This is a genomic window from Acinetobacter sp. ANC_7503 (assembly GCF_056780035.1).
Map to the genome: position 1 here is coordinate 728153 of NZ_JBWYJA010000001.1, position 14803 is coordinate 742955.

Consider the following 14803-nt stretch of genomic DNA (forward strand, 5'->3'; position numbering starts at 1 on the left):
CGGAATTATCCTCTGAACACATACTCCTGATTAAAAAAATTCAAAACGAGGTAAATGTGGAATCATCACAACAAACTATTATGGAACTTATGAGTTTATGCCGTAAAGCGAATCCACTGAAAAGCAAAGCAGAGTATGTCCATTTATTAAAAAAGCTATAGATCGTTTCACTTAGATTAAATTTAAATCAGTTGATTCATATTTCTAATATTTTTCAATGTTAAGGCTTGACCTCTCTTCATTTGACTCATAGAATGCGTACCAGATTCTCCAATAGCTCAGTCGGTAGAGCGACGGACTGTTAATCCGCAGGTCCCTGGTTCGAGCCCAGGTTGGAGAGCCAAGATTCTAAAAACCCACTCAATTGAGTGGGTTTTTTCTTATATGTGCTTTTATTTACGAATTCCTGTGTTTCAATCCAGTCAAATTACTTTCTTAATTATTGGTGTTATTGCAACCCTTGCCCTGCTCACCATTATCTTTCAACAATTATTTAAAAAGCCACAACGCTTTTACCCCAAACGCATTATTACCGCATTTGAAAGTAAAATGTTTTTTAGATTAAAAGAGAGTTTTCCGCAATACCATGTGCTTGCTCAAGTCGCTTTTAGCGCTTTAATCACAAACCCCAATCTAAAGATTCGAGCTAAATTTAATCGAAAAGTGACTGACTTTGTCTTACTGGATGATCAGCTTAAAGTTATCGCCATTATCGAGCTCGATGATCCCAGTCATCTTGGTAAGGAACAAGAAGATGCTGAGCGCGATCAAATGTTTTATGAAGCAGGATATCGAGTATTTCGCTATAACGATATCCCAAGTGTTCAAAGTCTCAAAAAAGATATTCTTGCTAAAAAATAATTAGTTCAAAGGCTCCGCTACAGACGAAGCATTCTGCTCAAGTTGCTCTTGTTTTTCTCTAGCTTCAATTCGCGCGGCTTGTTCTGCACGTAAACGATCGTACTCTGCTTTGTTTTTTGCATCACTCTTTACTGCAAAAAAAGCAATCGCAATGATAAGCAACGGGATAAGGGGGCCTAGACTTGCCAATAAAATAAATTTAGTGGTGAATTTCTTTTTTGATGAAGTCATCGACAAAACCTGAGTCATTGAGTCCGAGGCAATATAACAGAATAAAGTCATAGAAAAAACTTTAGCTTTAAGTGTCAACTAGGATGCAACACCCTAGCTGACATAGTCACGTTTAGCGCACCGGTAAATACGATTTAATAAAATCAACAACCTCATCATTTTTCTCAACAATCGCTTGTGTATGCGATGCTCCTGCCACAATATCTAATACAATTGGAGGTTGAGTCCCCAATCCATTTAACTGATTTACTAATTGTTGTGTTACTTGATATGGGACAGCGGTGTCATTTTCACCTTGAACCACATAAACCGGTTTCATGAGTTTTTGAGTTCCAGGCTGATTATTACTTAAAAAACTACTCACCACTGGATCATTTTCAAAGCCAACCTTTAACCCAGGATAGTCCATTACTTTTTGTGTTGAATTTGATTCCAAATAAGTCTTAATATCTGTTCTAAACTCATCAATTAATGGCATCAAGCATATGCCATTTTCACCAGTCGCCCCCTCAGCTTTCTCTGCCACAGCTTGAGACCTAGATTGGAATATCGTTGCTAATGAAAATCTAGGTTCATATGCTTTAATCCCTACGCCTGTATAAGCAGCATAAGCTAATAGCTCTGAATAAATAGCGATTGCCAAAACTCTATTTTGACTTTCTATCGCTGAAATGGCATTTGGTGCGACTTGGGTAATAATGTAACCCAAACTGGATGCTGGAGCAGTCGCTACAGCCCCTTTGTAATACGGATCATTATTGGCATATTGTGCAATTCCTAATGATGCATGACCACCTTGGGATTGGCCGACAGACATCCAAGATTTATTTAATCGTGATGGATATGCTTGGTGAACTGACTTTATTGCATGAATCGCAGATTGTGCAGCACTAGATAGATGAAGATAAGGATGAATCCCTTTAACCCCCAAACCTTCATAATCAGGGGCTACAATGACATAACCTTCTTTAAGAAGATTGTTCGCTAAAATTTCAAAATTCGAATTGAGTACATTATTGCTTGGTGCACATTCGTCTCCAACACCAGTTGTTCCATGTGCCCATACCACCACTGGCCATCCTGCTGCTGGCTGAGCAGTCTTAGGAAACATGACCATTGCTGTAGCCTTAGTTTTCTGACCCAGAACATTCGGCATTAAATAAGTCATAATTTGGATTTTGGAAGCTTGCTCTAGACTATCTTTTTGATAAGCTTTCTCAGCAACAAACACTTTTTCTTGAAAAATATTTTTATCATCATCACTATTACAAGCTGTTAAGAGTAATGCTGCCGTACAGCACATTGCGATAACCGTTTTTTTAATTGTACTCTTCATAATTCTTTCCATTCATTATTATCACTCTCCATGAGCACTTTTAATTAAACATAAAAAAAAGCATCCGACTAGGATGCTTAATTAGTTTATTTTTATTTAATGTTAAGATTAAATTAATGCAATAAAAATCCCCATAAAGATCATCACCCCTACCCATCGGTTATGTCTAAATGCCCAGAAGCACCATTGCGGATCTTTATCACGTGTTTTGGTCCATTGATAGATGAAATCACCTACCACGAGCACTAATGCGATTAATCCAAATGGTACAAGTATCTGTTCAAGCCATAGTGCAGCACCAATTAAAATGACACTAATCGCCTGCAATAAACTGATAATTTTAATATCATTTTTTCCAAACAAAATGGCCGTCGACTTAACCCCAATCTTTAAATCATATTCGCGATCCGTAATTGCATATTGAGTATCATAAGCCACAGTCCAAGCCAAATTACCGAAATAAAGTAGCCAACACGTCCAATCCAAAGGCTTACCCATTGCAGTAAATGACATCGGTATACCCCATGAGAATGCCATCCCCAGTACCACTTGAGGTAAATGCGTATAGCGCTTCATAAATGGATAGATGAAAGCAAGTACCAGCCCAATTAAAGCACAATAAAAAGTTTCAATAGGCAGGAAAAACAATGTACAAGCACTTGCAGCAACCAGTGCGATAAACACCCAAACTGCTTCTTTTGCCGAAATCACACCTGTGGCTAATGGACGATTTTTAGTTCTTTCTACGTGTGCATCCACTTTACGATCAGCAAAATCATTAATGGCACATCCCGCTGCACGCATTAATATAGTGCCACATACGATGGCAAGCAGTGTCACTACATCAGGTATTCCACCAGCTGCAATCCACAGCGCCCATAAGGTGGGCCACAGGACTAACTCAGTACCAATTGGCTTATCGAAACGACATAAATAGTAATAAGCGCTTAAACGCTCGCGCCAGGTGATTGCTTGTGCGGTTGCCATAAAGTCTAGCTCAATGAGTTTTTATAAAACGTTCAAATGCTGGTAAAAATGTTTCTTGGACAATAAATTTACAGCCATGCCAAGTATAACAGCTCTGTCTGGTCCATCCATCCTCAAGTAAGATCACGCGACGTTGGCATTGCGGTTCTGTGCGTTGGAACAGGAATCGACCTATAGGCTGATTTCCAATATGTTGAAAAAGACGTGCTTTTTTTTGAAGGCTGGTAATTGGAAAAATAGATTTCGCTTTTACCCAAGGTTCGCAATCAGAACCAAATAAATGAGTCTCTCTAACCCATGAAGTATGCTGATGTGATACACCCATCCAGCTAGCATCATTAAAGTTTAAACGTTGAAATCGCTCTTGGATTCGTTGAACTTTAAATATTCCATCAGCTAAATCTGTCAGTTGTTGGGTAAGTGAGCCTGAGGCGTACAACCATTTTTTTAACTCAGGACACATTAATTTTTCCTGATGATTAAATTGACGGCTTTCAAGCATATTTCAGACTACCATTATTTTATACACTCAAGTGTACCCAAGCTTTAGAACTAATGCACCAAACCTATGGCCTAGTTTAAGGCATCGCACTCACACATTTCATACTGCACTTCCCAAAAAATGCTATAAATACTCATTCATAAACAACTTCAGTCAACATGCTTAAATTTAGCTTGTACTTATTTATACCACTGTTATTTCTTTCCCAAGCTCATGCTTGTCAATTAGCACTGAGTTTTGATGATGGATTAAATCCGACTATCGATCCTACTGCTCCACACATTAATCAACAAATACTAGCGCATTTAAAAAACAAAAATATTCAATCTATCATTTTCCCAAGTTACATCAAAATCGGTGACAATGCGGGTAAAGACTTAATACGTCAATGGGATAAACACGGACACATTGTTGGCAATCACAGTGCTTTTCACGAAAATTTAAATAAACCTGAAATTTTGGCGAAAGACTACATCAAAAGCATTAGAATTAATGAATTAGTTTTTCGTGATTTAAAAAACTTTAGGAGAATCTTTAGGTACCCTTATCTCAAAGAAGGCAATAATATTGCGAAAAGAGATCAAGTCCAACACTGGTTAAAGCAAAATCACTACCAACATGGTGGTGTTAGTATTGATGCAAGTGACTGGTTTTATAATCAAAAATATCTAGCGTATCTAAAAGCAGGTAAAACGTCACACATTAAAAGATTGAAGCAGGCTTATATTGATCATCTTCTTGATCGAGCAGAATATTATGATTCACTCGCATTGCAAACCCTTCAACACTCTCCTCAACATGTATTGTTACTCCATACGAATGCGATTAATGGACAGTTTCTAGGCGAGATCATTCCAGCCTTAGAAAGCAAAGGCTGGAAAATAATCAATGCAACAGATGCTTATACTAATCCACTATATAAGAATTTCAGCTCTAATATCCCCGCTGGAGAGAGTATTATATGGTCTATCGCCAAGAGCCAAAATATTGAAAATTTAAGATATCCTGCTGAGGATGCACCTTATGAGCGTGAAAACTTACTCAAATATGACTTGGATGATCACAAGGAATAAATCTTATTTTTTAGGCGCAGACTAACACATTCAAGCATTGTCTGATTTTGCAATCACTTCAAATTTACCTTGTGCTGTTTTTACTAAAATAAAACCTTCGGCACTGATATAAAATTCATTTGGATAATCAAATTGTAAAGCCAAATCAGGATTTCTCAGTTCAAGAAATTGTGCCTGTTTATAGCCTTCCATGGTTCTGCCAACTTCCAAATAGGTCACTTCAGAAAAATTGAGCTTAAATCCTTTTTCGTGGTCACTTGGATCATTCCAAGGAAAAAATCCCGTGTGCTTTTTACGTGGCTTTGCCATGAAATATTTCTCATATTTGACTACATTTATTTTAACTCAAAACACAAAAAAACCCGCGCATTGCGCGGGTTTTTTACAGTGAAATTCGTGAACGAATTAGAGGCTGTAGTACATATCAAATTCAACTGGGTGAGTTGTTGTATTAAGACGACGAACTTCTTCAGTTTTAAGCTCAATGTAAGCATCAAGCATTTCTTTAGTGAATACGCCACCTTTAAGAAGGTAATCGTGATCCGCTTGAAGAGCTTCTAAAGCCATATCCAAGCTGTGTGCAACTGTAGGAATTTTTGCTTCTTCTTCAGGAGGTAGATCATACAAGTTCTTGTCTGAAGCTTCACCTGGATGAATCTTGTTTTGAATACCGTCGATACCCGCCATTAACAATGCAGCAAAACCTAAGTACGGGTTCATCATTGGATCTGGGAAACGTGCTTCAATACGTTTACCTTTCGGGCTAGAAACGTATGGAATACGGATAGAAGCTGAACGGTTACGCGCTGAGTAAGCAAGCATAATTGGCGCTTCATAATGTGGCACTAAACGCTTATACGAGTTTGTAGAAGGGTTAGTAATCGCATTTAATGAGCGTGCGTGCTTGATGATACCGCCAATGAAATACAATGCCATTTCTGAAAGGCCTGCATATTCATCACCAGCAAACAAGTTCTTGCCGTCTTTAGAAATTGACATATGAACGTGCATACCAGAACCGTTATCACCAACCATTGGTTTAGGCATAAACGTTGCAGTTTTAGCATATTGATGAGCAACGTTCCAAACAGCATATTTAAACTGTTGTACTTCATCAGCTTTACGAACCATTGTGTTGAAGCTCACACCAATTTCTAATTGGCAAGATGCAACTTCATGGTGATGTACTTCTACACGACCTGGCCCCATGATGTCTTCAATTTTCGCACACATTTCTGCACGCATATCGTGGTGAGAATCAACTGGAGGCACTGGGAAGTAACCACCTTTAACGCGTGGACGGTGGCCTGAGTTACCTGATTCGTAAGAATTACCTGTAGACCAAGCAGCTTCTTCAGCGATTAATGTATGGCGAGCACCAGACATATCGATGTCCCATTTAACTTCGTCAAATACGAAGAATTCTGGTTCTGGACCAAAGAAAGCAGTATCACCAATACCAGTAGATTTTAAATATTCTTCTGCACGGCGAGCAATTGAACGTGGGTCACGGTCATAACCTTGACCAGTAGATGGCTCAATAACATCACAAGTCACCACTACAGTTGGCTCTGCAAAAAACGGGTCGATAAAACCTGTTTCAGCATCTGGACGTAAGATCATGTCAGACGCTTCGATACCTTTCCAACCAGCAATTGAAGAACCGTCGAACATTTTACCATCTTCAAAAGTATCTTCATCGATAGTATCTGCTGGGTAAGTAACATGTTGTTCTTTACCCTTAGTGTCCGTAAAACGGAAGTCTACCCATTTTGCGCCACTTTCTTGGATGAGTTGTAGGACCTTGTTCGCCATGCTCATTTTGCTCCGATGATTTTTTGTTGCACATTTAGTGCGTGTTAGTAGTTGGTAGTTTTAAAGCAATTACCGTACCAACTTTTAAAAGCAAAGCTAAAATCTTGAAATCCTTATCAGATTAACAGCTTTATTCACTTTGCTTTGCGACTATTATACTGTGCTTAAAACTAAATGCACCATATTCAGGCACAGTTCATCGCAATAAAAAATATTTATTTACAACCTGTATCAAAATGGTGCATCTCAGAGCATGATCGTTTAATTATTAAACTTAAAGTCAAGTTTATTCAGGGATTTAATTACCTAATTTACCAAACGATATATTTTATAAATTTTTATAAATTAGAAAAATGGATCAAATTTTCAGACACATGCGTTTAACACATTGTTTTATATATCATTAAATAAAAAATTTTAATATTTTATTTTTATTTGGAAGACAAATAATCCAACTCAATCATAACTTTATTAATACACATCGAGCCATGATAAATCTAAATTTTGTGCATCATATTAGTTCAGTAAAATTAAATATCTTAGATAAATGATGTAAAAGTGAACGACCGCGAGACTAAATCTTATAAATTATAAATTTACTGAGTGCATTTTGTTTGTTTGTTTTTAACACAAATCTCACTCATCAAACACAATGATTAAAAAAACTTATGAATAACACGTATGAGCTTTTAGATTCAGATCAATATTTCATTTATTAGCGCTATTCACCTAGAACCATTCATTCACACATTAATTTGATTTAAGTGATCAATATTGCTGATGTTTTGAACCCCAAAATTTAACCTGCGCTGATAAAAGAATCTGCTATGATAACTGCCACTTAATCGCTTTGAGTTACTAGACAAGGATGCAGTCAACACCCTGTGATGCATCTTATCAATGTGAATAACAAAGCTAAATTAAGTTAAATTATAAATTTCAAGAGGTTAAGCTTAAAATGCTTCTGATGATCGACAACTATGACTCTTTTACCTACAACATCGTCCAATATTTTGGCGAGTTAAATCAGGAAGTAAAAGTGGTCCGTAATGATGCCGTGACTTTGGAGGATATTGAGCGATGGCAACCAAAATATCTCGTCATTGGACCTGGTCCCTGCTCTCCCTCTGAGGCAGGTATATCAATCCCAGCGATTCAACACTTTTCAGGCAAGATTCCACTGCTTGGGGTGTGCTTAGGTCACCAAAGTATCGGGCAAGCATTTGGTGGAGATATTGTTCGTGCAAAAAAAGTAATGCACGGGCGTTTATCTGACATGTACCACTCTGATCAAGGGATCTTTAGCAATCTACCCTCTCCATTCTCAGCGACTCGCTATCACTCTTTAGTCATTGATCAAGCGACTTTACCTGAATGTTTAGAGGTGACGTGTTGGACCAATGAAGAAGATGGTTCTATGGAAGAAATTATGGGTGTGAAACATAAAACCCTTCCCGTTGAAGGTGTTCAGTTCCATCCAGAATCGATACTCAGCCAACATGGCCACAAAATTTTCCAAAACTTCTTAGAAATTTATGCGTAAGAGCAAGACATGAATATTCAACAAGCATTAAACAACATTACGAAAAATATTGAATTAACACAGCCTCAAATGGAAGCTGTTATGCGCACCATTATGGATGGTGAAGCGACTGATGCACAAATCGGTGCATTAATGATGGGTTTACGTTTAAAAGGCGAAAGTATTGACGAAATTACTGCTGCTGCACGCGTGATGCGTGAATATGCGATCAAGATTGATGTCAGTGATCTTCCATACTTAGTCGATATTGTTGGCACGGGTGGTGATGGACAAAACCTGTTTAATGTATCAACTGCATCAAGTTTTGTAATTGCAGCTGCAGGTGCAACGATTGCCAAACACGGTGGCCGAGGTGTGTCATCAAAATCAGGCTCGTCAGATCTATTAGAACAAGCTGGTATTAATCTCGACCTAAATATGGCACAGACTGAACGCTGTATCCGCGATTTGGGTGTGGGTTTTCTCTTTGCTCCAAACCATCATAAAGCAATGAAGTATGCAGCAGGTCCTCGTAAAGAATTGGGCTTCAGAAGCATTTTCAACTTACTTGGCCCGCTTACGAATCCGGCTGGTGTAAAGCGCTTTGTAATTGGCGTGTTCTCAACAGAATTATGTCGACCTATTGCTGAAGTTCTTAAGCAACTTGGTGCTGAGCACGTCATGGTTGTTCACTCTAAAGATGGGCTAGATGAAATCAGTCTTGCTTCATCCACCTATGTTGCTGAGTTAAAAAATGGTGAAATTACTGAATGGGAAATCCTCCCTGAGGATGTAGAGATTGAGTCTCAAACATTGACGCATTTATCTGTTGATAGCTCTGCTGAAAGTTTGGCACTGATCAAAGATGCACTAGGTAAGAAAAAATCACCGAAAGGTGAAAAAGCGGCCAGTATGATTGCATTAAATGCTGGTGCTGGTATTTATGTCTCAGGTTTAACTTCGAGTTATAAACAAGGTGTGGCATTAGCACATGACATCATTTATGGTGGTCAGGCACTTGAAAAGATGGATGTGCTTTCTGAATTCACAAAAACAATAAAACATTATGAAGCTTAATTAAGTCAGGACATTCTTATGTTAGATATCGCGAATACTATTCTTGGCAAAATTGTTGACCGTAAACAAGAAGAGTTTGCTGCACGATTAAAACAACGTAGTTATAAGGACGTCGAAGAACTCGCTCAAGCCGCTAGCCCTGTTCGCGGTTTTGCTCAAGCACTACAGCACAAACGTCCTGCTGTCATTGCTGAAATCAAAAAAGCATCTCCATCTAAAGGCATTATTCGAGAAAACTTCAATCCTGCTGAAATAGCTGAACAGTATCAATCAGCGGGTGCAGCTTGTTTATCAGTACTTACAGATATTGATTTCTTCCAAGGTGCCGATGAGAACATTCATATTGCTCGCTCTCACTGTGATTTGCCTGCACTAAGAAAAGATTTCTTAATCGATCCTTATGGTGTGATTGAAGCTCGTGCATTGCATGCAGACTGTATCCTTCTCATTGTTGCATGTCTTTCAGATCAACAACTTGAGGAAATGTCGAAAACTGCATTTGAACATCATTTAGATGTACTGGTTGAAGTGCATGATGAATATGAACTAGAACGTGCTCTCAAATTATCAGATCGTTGTTTATTAGGCGTTAATAATCGTAATTTAAAAACTTTCGATGTTGATTTGAACACATCAATTCGTCTAAAAAAACAACTTGCACCATCTCGTTTATTAGTGACGGAAAGCGGCATTGCAACCTCAGCTGATGTCACCATGATGCAAGAAAATGACATTCACACTTTCCTTGTGGGTGAAAGTTTTATGAAACAGCCTCGTCCTGATCATGCCTTTACCGCATTGTTTGGCGAACCTCAGAATATTTGACTCTAATATTCTGCGGTAAATTGTTCGACTAAAAATAATTCAATCTCATAAGAATGGATTTCCGAATCCATTCTTGCCTCCATTAATGCCAACAACAATAGCTAGAACAAATTCAAAATAAATTAGATTAATAATCAATCTCTTTTTTTTGCTTTATCCCTTAAGTTATCTCCAATTCATCCAACACCTTAAAATCAACTTAAATACTTCTCACTACAAAGTTGAGGGATTTTCGGATTATAATCACATTCATTCCTCTTCCACTTTAAAGTCACAAGCACGTTATGAGTAAACATGATTCTTCTTTATCAAAAGATCAATTTAATTTACTGAAACAGTTTAAGAAACAAATCAGTAATCCTGCTCCTCGTGTTGAAGCTCCTAAACCTATTAAAAAGACGGTTGAACAAGAGCATGAGGAAGATTTAGAACTCTTTCGTCAGCAAATGCAAGGTGTTCAAAAAATTGATCATGGCAATATTGCAAAAATTGAGAAACCAGCCAAAAAGAAATTGGATGCTCAAACCTTAGCAAAACGTGCTGCTGCTGAAGGTCCAATGCATACTGATGAAACTGTGATGTCTGATACTCAAGCCATGCTCAATCCAGTTGGCAGTCAGGCTAGTCTCAGTTATCGAATTGCGACCTTACAACATAAAGTATTTGAAGATCTGAAAGCTGGAAATTTACGTTGGTTTGAAGCAGTTGATTTGCATGGCTGTACCGTAGAAGAAGCACGTTCAGCTGTATTGCAAATTATTCAGATGGCGAAAGAGCAAAATGAAAACGTCATTAAAATTGTTCATGGTAAAGGCCCTGAAGCTGTTTTAAAAACCTATGTTAATAGTTGGCTCAGACAACATCGTGATGTTTTGGCTTTTGTCAGTGCGCCTGAAAAACAAGGTGGCACTGGCGCGGTCTTAGTTCTGCTTAAACGTGCAGAAAAGAATCCAAAATTTACTCAATAATCGGAATTTTTTCTGAATATACGGCATTGTAATCGTTTTCTGATACAATGCCGTCCTTGTTCAACATCTGTGTAAGTGAACACGTCTTATGTCTATGCAGCAATCCTACGCCAACATTTTAACTGCCGTTGGCGAAGATCTTACTCGTCCTGGTCTTAAAGATACACCAATGCGTGCTGCTAAAGCTTTTTCGTATTTGACGTCAGGTTATAGCCAAACGCTTGAAGAAGTGACCAACAATGCGGTCTTCCCTTCAGACAACCGTGAAATGGTTTTGGTCAAGAACATCGAATTCTATTCGCTTTGTGAACATCATTTACTGCCGTTCTATGGACGTGTGCATATTGCCTACTTACCAGAAGGTCAAGTTTTAGGTTTATCTAAATTTGCACGTATTACTGAAATGTTTGCCCGTCGTCTACAGATTCAAGAAAATCTAACTCAACAGATTGCTGAAGCTGTGGCTCAAGTGACTGGTGCTAGAGGCGTAGCTGTTGTCATTGATTCAGCACATATGTGTATGATGATGCGTGGTGTAGGCAAACAAGAGTCAACCACTCGTACAGTATCATTTGTTGGTGACTTTAAAACTAACAAAGATGAACGTCGCGAGTTTCTGAGCGCTGTTCCAGAAAGTTATTAATTCATAAACCTCAACCTTGTTGAGGTTTTTTTTAGACCGTATTCCAAGGCTCAATTTCTTAAGGTGAATATATGACATCTCTTCATGTTGCAGGTCAAGGTCAACAACACGCAGAAAAGTCAGTCGACTTCCCGCGTCCTGATCGTCTCGTCCAAGGCAATCCCGAACGTCACACCTACAGTCTTTATGAACACCAGCATATGGAATGTGGGATTTGGGAATGTGAAGTTGGTGCTTGGAATATTCAATTTGCCGACAATAAACAAGAATTCTTTCAAATTATAGAAGGAAAAGTTCGCATCCACACTCAAAGTAAAAATCACTTTATCGAAGTTTCGGCAGGTCAAGCAGGTGTAATACCACCAGGATTCATTGGAACATTCGAAGTCGTTGAGAAAGTGAAAAAGTACTATGTGAATGTAATCGTTTAAAAACAAGCCTCACCTTTCAACACAGTACTTCCTAGTACTGTGTATTTACCAATAGCGTGTAAATCCTAAACTAGTTTGATGCCAATCATGCTGTTCTTGTAATTGATAATTCCAGTGAATAGAGATAGCACTTTGCGAGTTAAGTGCATACTGAACTGAGGATCGTAGTCCGAGCTGCCAAGCCTGCTGATCTTCCCAAAAAGGGATTTCAATTTGCACTAAGCTATTCACTCGATCTGACCATAAGTTTTGACAACCTACAGTTGGCCCTAGCCCCAATCTCCAGCCCTTTTCTAAAATTTTTCCAGCTTGAATATGATTCTGCATCTGCGCATAACACAGGTGTTCACGATCTGCATCTGCCCAACTATATCCAAACTGTGTTGATAGATTCAAAACACCATGTTGCTCGCTATCACTGAAATTTCCAGAATCATCAATTGAGAGTTGTTTCCAACCGAATCCAAATCCCCAACTCAACGGCGTCTTAAAAGGTGTAATTGGATTATAAGAATTCACTTCTAAAAGATCCAAATCAGCCAACTTGAGTTGATCATTCCGAAACTCAAGACTCCCCTCAAGAAATTTCAACTGCGTCCCAAGTCGGTATCCCCCCTGAAGATCAGATAAATCGTGATAGGCTTGTCGATGGTTGATTTGCACAAACGTATCGTCTTGCACTCGTCCAAATTCAATCGATGTTTTTCGAGCATGATGCCCATCCACTGGGTCAATTCGTGGTCTTGCCACTTCAGTACGTTGTTTTTCAACAGGGAGTTGGCTTCTTAAACTCAAAATTTGTCGTATTTTAGGTTGCGCAATACTCGCTTCGATTTTTTGAGAAATAAGCTGTAGATACAAATGATCATATGCCATCTCAAGAATACGCGCCTGATCCTTGGCCGTAAATTGAGCTAAAAATTCACGCATTTGTGCTGGTTGCACAAGCGTTAATTGATGTGCCGAATGTGCTAAGTCATTACCATGTTGTTTGGCTTGATGAAGTAACTGCGTTTCAAGTGCTGGGCGATAAACAGTATCTTTAATGAGACCTTGCTGCTGCACCGCTTTGATGGTTTCGACTGGAATTGCAATATGACTAAACTGTGCTTGTAGATTGGCATTGGGTTTTACCAAATCAATGAGTCCCAATAAGCGGTAGGCACAATTATCACTTATAAAATAATAGGGAAATTGGACATGCTTTAACTCCCAGATATGTTGTACTAAACGTGTTGTTTCTTCTGGGTTTAATGCTAATTCGTATTCCCACAAATCACGGCTTTCGAAATCACCATACTCTTTTACTTTTCGATAGTAGGGCATTAACGAATATTCACCTGGATATTGACCCGTTAAGCCTTTCCAAGCAAAAGAAAAACTATCACTATTTTCGACCGTCGCAGCGTAGTTGACTGCATAAGAAATAAGATTAAGCTCTTTTTGATCTTTAGGATCAAGACGTAGCAAGGTATGACCAAACATCGAACTTGGATTTCCCATGAAATCTGTCGCATAAATCAACGTTGCTTGATAAGGTTTGATTTGTCCAATCCACTCCTCTAGAGCAGGACAATCTGCTTTAGGAAGCTCTTCCTGTTTTATTTTCAGTTGTTCTATTAACCATGCAGAGCGAGCTGGGAAACGACATAAAATGGATTGATCTTGTCCTCGATTTATAAATAATTCACGAATATTTGCATTCAGCTCATCTTGTAAATTATCTGCACCATTTGCACTAAAAAAAAATCCTGAATAGCTGACTTCACTCTTCGCTTGATGTGCATACATTAATCTTTGCCAAGTTTTATTTTTATCAAGCTGATGGTGTTGTGCTTGTGCAATATATTGTTCAACTGGAGAAGTATATGCATGTGTCAGAAAGCTACTGACAATCAAGGCAGAAAAAAAAGCAAATTTCATAAAATGAACTTAATAATGATGAAACAAAAAAACCCTGCCATAAGACAGGGTTTTCGCAATTAAACGTAAGCTTTTAATACTTCGTCTTGAGACATAACAGTTTGAAGAGATGCAAGGACTTGGAATGCATCTTGATTGTCCGCTGAATAAATTTCAGAGAAATTTTCTTTTGATACTGCAAAGAAACGTGCTTTATCTTCAGATTTAATATTCAGAAGCTCTGCAAGGACGTTAAGACTTTCCCCCTCACCTACCGCCATATCACGTGCAAGAGCTTCGGCATTTTCATTTGTAAATGTTACTGCTTGTGCTGTTACTGTACCTGTACCACTACAGCCTAACGTCCCGAAAGTAATACCGAATAATTGGTTAGCAAATAAACCGTTGGTCGTACCTGCTAAGATTTTTGCAACTTTACCAGACTGACCTGCCCAAACTTGTGAACCGATACCACAACCAACATCACGGTCAGCAAATGCAGCTGTTGATCCTACTGCCAATACCGCAGCTAAAGCTAATTTTTTATACATAACATCACTCCAAACTTGATGTGCTCAAGTGTTCTTTATTGTTCCAATTTTGTTCTTTTACGAACTTCTTTAACATAGC

Annotated in this window: 16 protein-coding genes and 1 tRNA gene; 9 read left to right on the forward strand and 8 right to left on the reverse strand. The window is 38.4% G+C overall.

Features of this window, described 5'->3' with window-relative positions; all coding sequences use genetic code 11:
- Window positions 1-267: 267 nt before the first annotated feature.
- Window positions 268-343: transfer RNA gene (locus AC1M9M_RS03600), tRNA-Asn, on the forward strand.
- Window positions 344-408: 65 nt separating this feature from the next.
- The gene (locus AC1M9M_RS03605; protein ID WP_481595631.1) at window positions 409-861 is read left to right on the forward strand and encodes a DUF2726 domain-containing protein; all 453 of its coding nucleotides are present in this window, start codon (window positions 409-411) and stop codon (window positions 859-861) included.
- Here the strand turns inward: AC1M9M_RS03605 and AC1M9M_RS03610 are convergent, their stop codons facing one another.
- From AC1M9M_RS03610 to AC1M9M_RS03625, 4 genes are all read right to left on the reverse strand, one after another.
- Window positions 862-1092: a hypothetical protein gene (locus tag AC1M9M_RS03610; protein ID WP_051586562.1), complete on the reverse strand. Its 231-nt coding sequence runs from the start codon at window positions 1090-1092 to the stop codon at window positions 862-864.
- Between the two features lie 112 nt (window positions 1093-1204).
- Window positions 1205-2428, reverse strand: a complete 1224-nt coding sequence (locus AC1M9M_RS03615; protein WP_481595632.1) for an alpha/beta hydrolase family protein — start codon at window positions 2426-2428, stop codon at window positions 1205-1207.
- Between the two features lie 108 nt (window positions 2429-2536).
- Window positions 2537-3415 (reverse strand): 4-hydroxybenzoate octaprenyltransferase, encoded by an 879-nt coding sequence (gene ubiA / locus AC1M9M_RS03620; RefSeq protein ID WP_481595633.1) that lies wholly within the window; start codon window positions 3413-3415, stop codon window positions 2537-2539.
- 10 nt (window positions 3416-3425) lie between these two features.
- A complete protein-coding gene (locus tag AC1M9M_RS03625) occupies window positions 3426-3917 on the reverse strand; it encodes a chorismate--pyruvate lyase family protein (RefSeq protein ID WP_180028690.1) in 492 nt (163 codons plus the stop codon).
- Window positions 3918-4075: 158 nt separating this feature from the next.
- Here AC1M9M_RS03625 and AC1M9M_RS03630 point away from each other — a divergent pair, with 158 nt between their 5' ends.
- Window positions 4076-4990 carry a polysaccharide deacetylase family protein gene (locus AC1M9M_RS03630; RefSeq protein ID WP_481595634.1) on the forward strand — a complete coding sequence of 305 codons (915 nt, stop codon included), beginning with the start codon at window positions 4076-4078 and terminating at the stop codon, window positions 4988-4990.
- Between the two features lie 30 nt (window positions 4991-5020).
- On the opposite strand, the gene AC1M9M_RS03635 is transcribed toward AC1M9M_RS03630, so the two are convergent.
- A complete protein-coding gene (locus AC1M9M_RS03635; RefSeq protein ID WP_481595635.1) occupies window positions 5021-5299 on the reverse strand; it encodes a hypothetical protein in 279 nt (92 codons plus the stop codon).
- A gap of 96 nt (window positions 5300-5395) precedes the next feature.
- Window positions 5396-6811, reverse strand: a complete 1416-nt coding sequence (glnA, locus tag AC1M9M_RS03640; protein ID WP_171076768.1) for a type I glutamate--ammonia ligase — start codon at window positions 6809-6811, stop codon at window positions 5396-5398.
- Between the two features lie 952 nt (window positions 6812-7763).
- On the opposite strand from glnA, the gene AC1M9M_RS03645 reads away from it, so the two are divergent.
- The 6 genes from AC1M9M_RS03645 to AC1M9M_RS03670 all read left to right on the forward strand — a co-directional run bounded on the left by AC1M9M_RS03645 (window position 7764) and on the right by AC1M9M_RS03670 (window position 12271).
- The gene (locus tag AC1M9M_RS03645) at window positions 7764-8348 is read left to right on the forward strand and encodes an anthranilate synthase component II (RefSeq protein WP_092765952.1); all 585 of its coding nucleotides are present in this window, start codon (window positions 7764-7766) and stop codon (window positions 8346-8348) included.
- Window positions 8349-8357: 9 nt separating this feature from the next.
- A complete protein-coding gene (trpD, locus tag AC1M9M_RS03650) occupies window positions 8358-9404 on the forward strand; it encodes an anthranilate phosphoribosyltransferase (RefSeq protein ID WP_035266991.1) in 1047 nt (348 codons plus the stop codon).
- 18 nt (window positions 9405-9422) lie between these two features.
- Window positions 9423-10229: an indole-3-glycerol phosphate synthase TrpC gene (gene trpC / locus AC1M9M_RS03655; RefSeq protein ID WP_481586573.1), complete on the forward strand. Its 807-nt coding sequence runs from the start codon at window positions 9423-9425 to the stop codon at window positions 10227-10229.
- Between the two features lie 284 nt (window positions 10230-10513).
- Entirely contained in the window at window positions 10514-11197 is a 684-nt protein-coding gene (locus AC1M9M_RS03660; protein WP_481595636.1) for a Smr/MutS family protein, read from the forward strand.
- A gap of 94 nt (window positions 11198-11291) precedes the next feature.
- Window positions 11292-11840, forward strand: a complete 549-nt coding sequence (gene folE, locus AC1M9M_RS03665; RefSeq protein WP_171076769.1) for a GTP cyclohydrolase I FolE — start codon at window positions 11292-11294, stop codon at window positions 11838-11840.
- A gap of 71 nt (window positions 11841-11911) precedes the next feature.
- Window positions 11912-12271, forward strand: a complete 360-nt coding sequence (locus tag AC1M9M_RS03670) for a cupin domain-containing protein (RefSeq protein ID WP_481595637.1) — start codon at window positions 11912-11914, stop codon at window positions 12269-12271.
- A gap of 45 nt (window positions 12272-12316) precedes the next feature.
- Here AC1M9M_RS03670 and AC1M9M_RS03675 read toward each other — a convergent pair whose 3' ends face one another.
- Both AC1M9M_RS03675 and AC1M9M_RS03680 read right to left on the reverse strand, forming a co-directional pair.
- Window positions 12317-14194 (reverse strand): Lnb N-terminal periplasmic domain-containing protein, encoded by a 1878-nt coding sequence (locus tag AC1M9M_RS03675; protein ID WP_481595638.1) that lies wholly within the window; start codon window positions 14192-14194, stop codon window positions 12317-12319.
- A gap of 59 nt (window positions 14195-14253) precedes the next feature.
- Entirely contained in the window at window positions 14254-14724 is a 471-nt protein-coding gene (locus AC1M9M_RS03680; RefSeq protein WP_035266978.1) for a DUF3015 family protein, read from the reverse strand.
- Window positions 14725-14803 lie beyond the last annotated feature (79 nt).

Bases quoted from the DNA above. Each gene is read 5' to 3' on its own strand.
- AC1M9M_RS03610 (WP_051586562.1), bottom strand. From the start codon at position 1,092: ATGACTTCATCAAAAAAGAAATTCACCACTAAATTTATTTTATTGGCA.
- AC1M9M_RS03615 (WP_481595632.1), bottom strand. From the start codon at position 2,428: ATGAAGAGTACAATTAAAAAAACGGTTATCGCAATGTGCTGTACGGCA.
- ubiA (WP_481595633.1), bottom strand. From the start codon at position 3,415: ATGGCAACCGCACAAGCAATCACCTGGCGCGAGCGTTTAAGCGCTTAT.
- AC1M9M_RS03625 (WP_180028690.1), bottom strand. From the start codon at position 3,917: ATGCTTGAAAGCCGTCAATTTAATCATCAGGAAAAATTAATGTGTCCT.
- AC1M9M_RS03630 (WP_481595634.1), top strand. From the start codon at position 4,076: ATGCTTAAATTTAGCTTGTACTTATTTATACCACTGTTATTTCTTTCC.
- AC1M9M_RS03635 (WP_481595635.1), bottom strand. From the start codon at position 5,299: ATGGCAAAGCCACGTAAAAAGCACACGGGATTTTTTCCTTGGAATGAT.
- glnA (WP_171076768.1), bottom strand. From the start codon at position 6,811: ATGAGCATGGCGAACAAGGTCCTACAACTCATCCAAGAAAGTGGCGCA.
- AC1M9M_RS03645 (WP_092765952.1), top strand. From the start codon at position 7,764: ATGCTTCTGATGATCGACAACTATGACTCTTTTACCTACAACATCGTC.
- trpD (WP_035266991.1), top strand. From the start codon at position 8,358: ATGAATATTCAACAAGCATTAAACAACATTACGAAAAATATTGAATTA.
- trpC (WP_481586573.1), top strand. From the start codon at position 9,423: ATGTTAGATATCGCGAATACTATTCTTGGCAAAATTGTTGACCGTAAA.
- AC1M9M_RS03660 (WP_481595636.1), top strand. From the start codon at position 10,514: ATGAGTAAACATGATTCTTCTTTATCAAAAGATCAATTTAATTTACTG.
- folE (WP_171076769.1), top strand. From the start codon at position 11,292: ATGCAGCAATCCTACGCCAACATTTTAACTGCCGTTGGCGAAGATCTT.
- AC1M9M_RS03670 (WP_481595637.1), top strand. From the start codon at position 11,912: ATGACATCTCTTCATGTTGCAGGTCAAGGTCAACAACACGCAGAAAAG.
- AC1M9M_RS03675 (WP_481595638.1), bottom strand. From the start codon at position 14,194: ATGAAATTTGCTTTTTTTTCTGCCTTGATTGTCAGTAGCTTTCTGACA.
- AC1M9M_RS03680 (WP_035266978.1), bottom strand. From the start codon at position 14,724: ATGTATAAAAAATTAGCTTTAGCTGCGGTATTGGCAGTAGGATCAACA.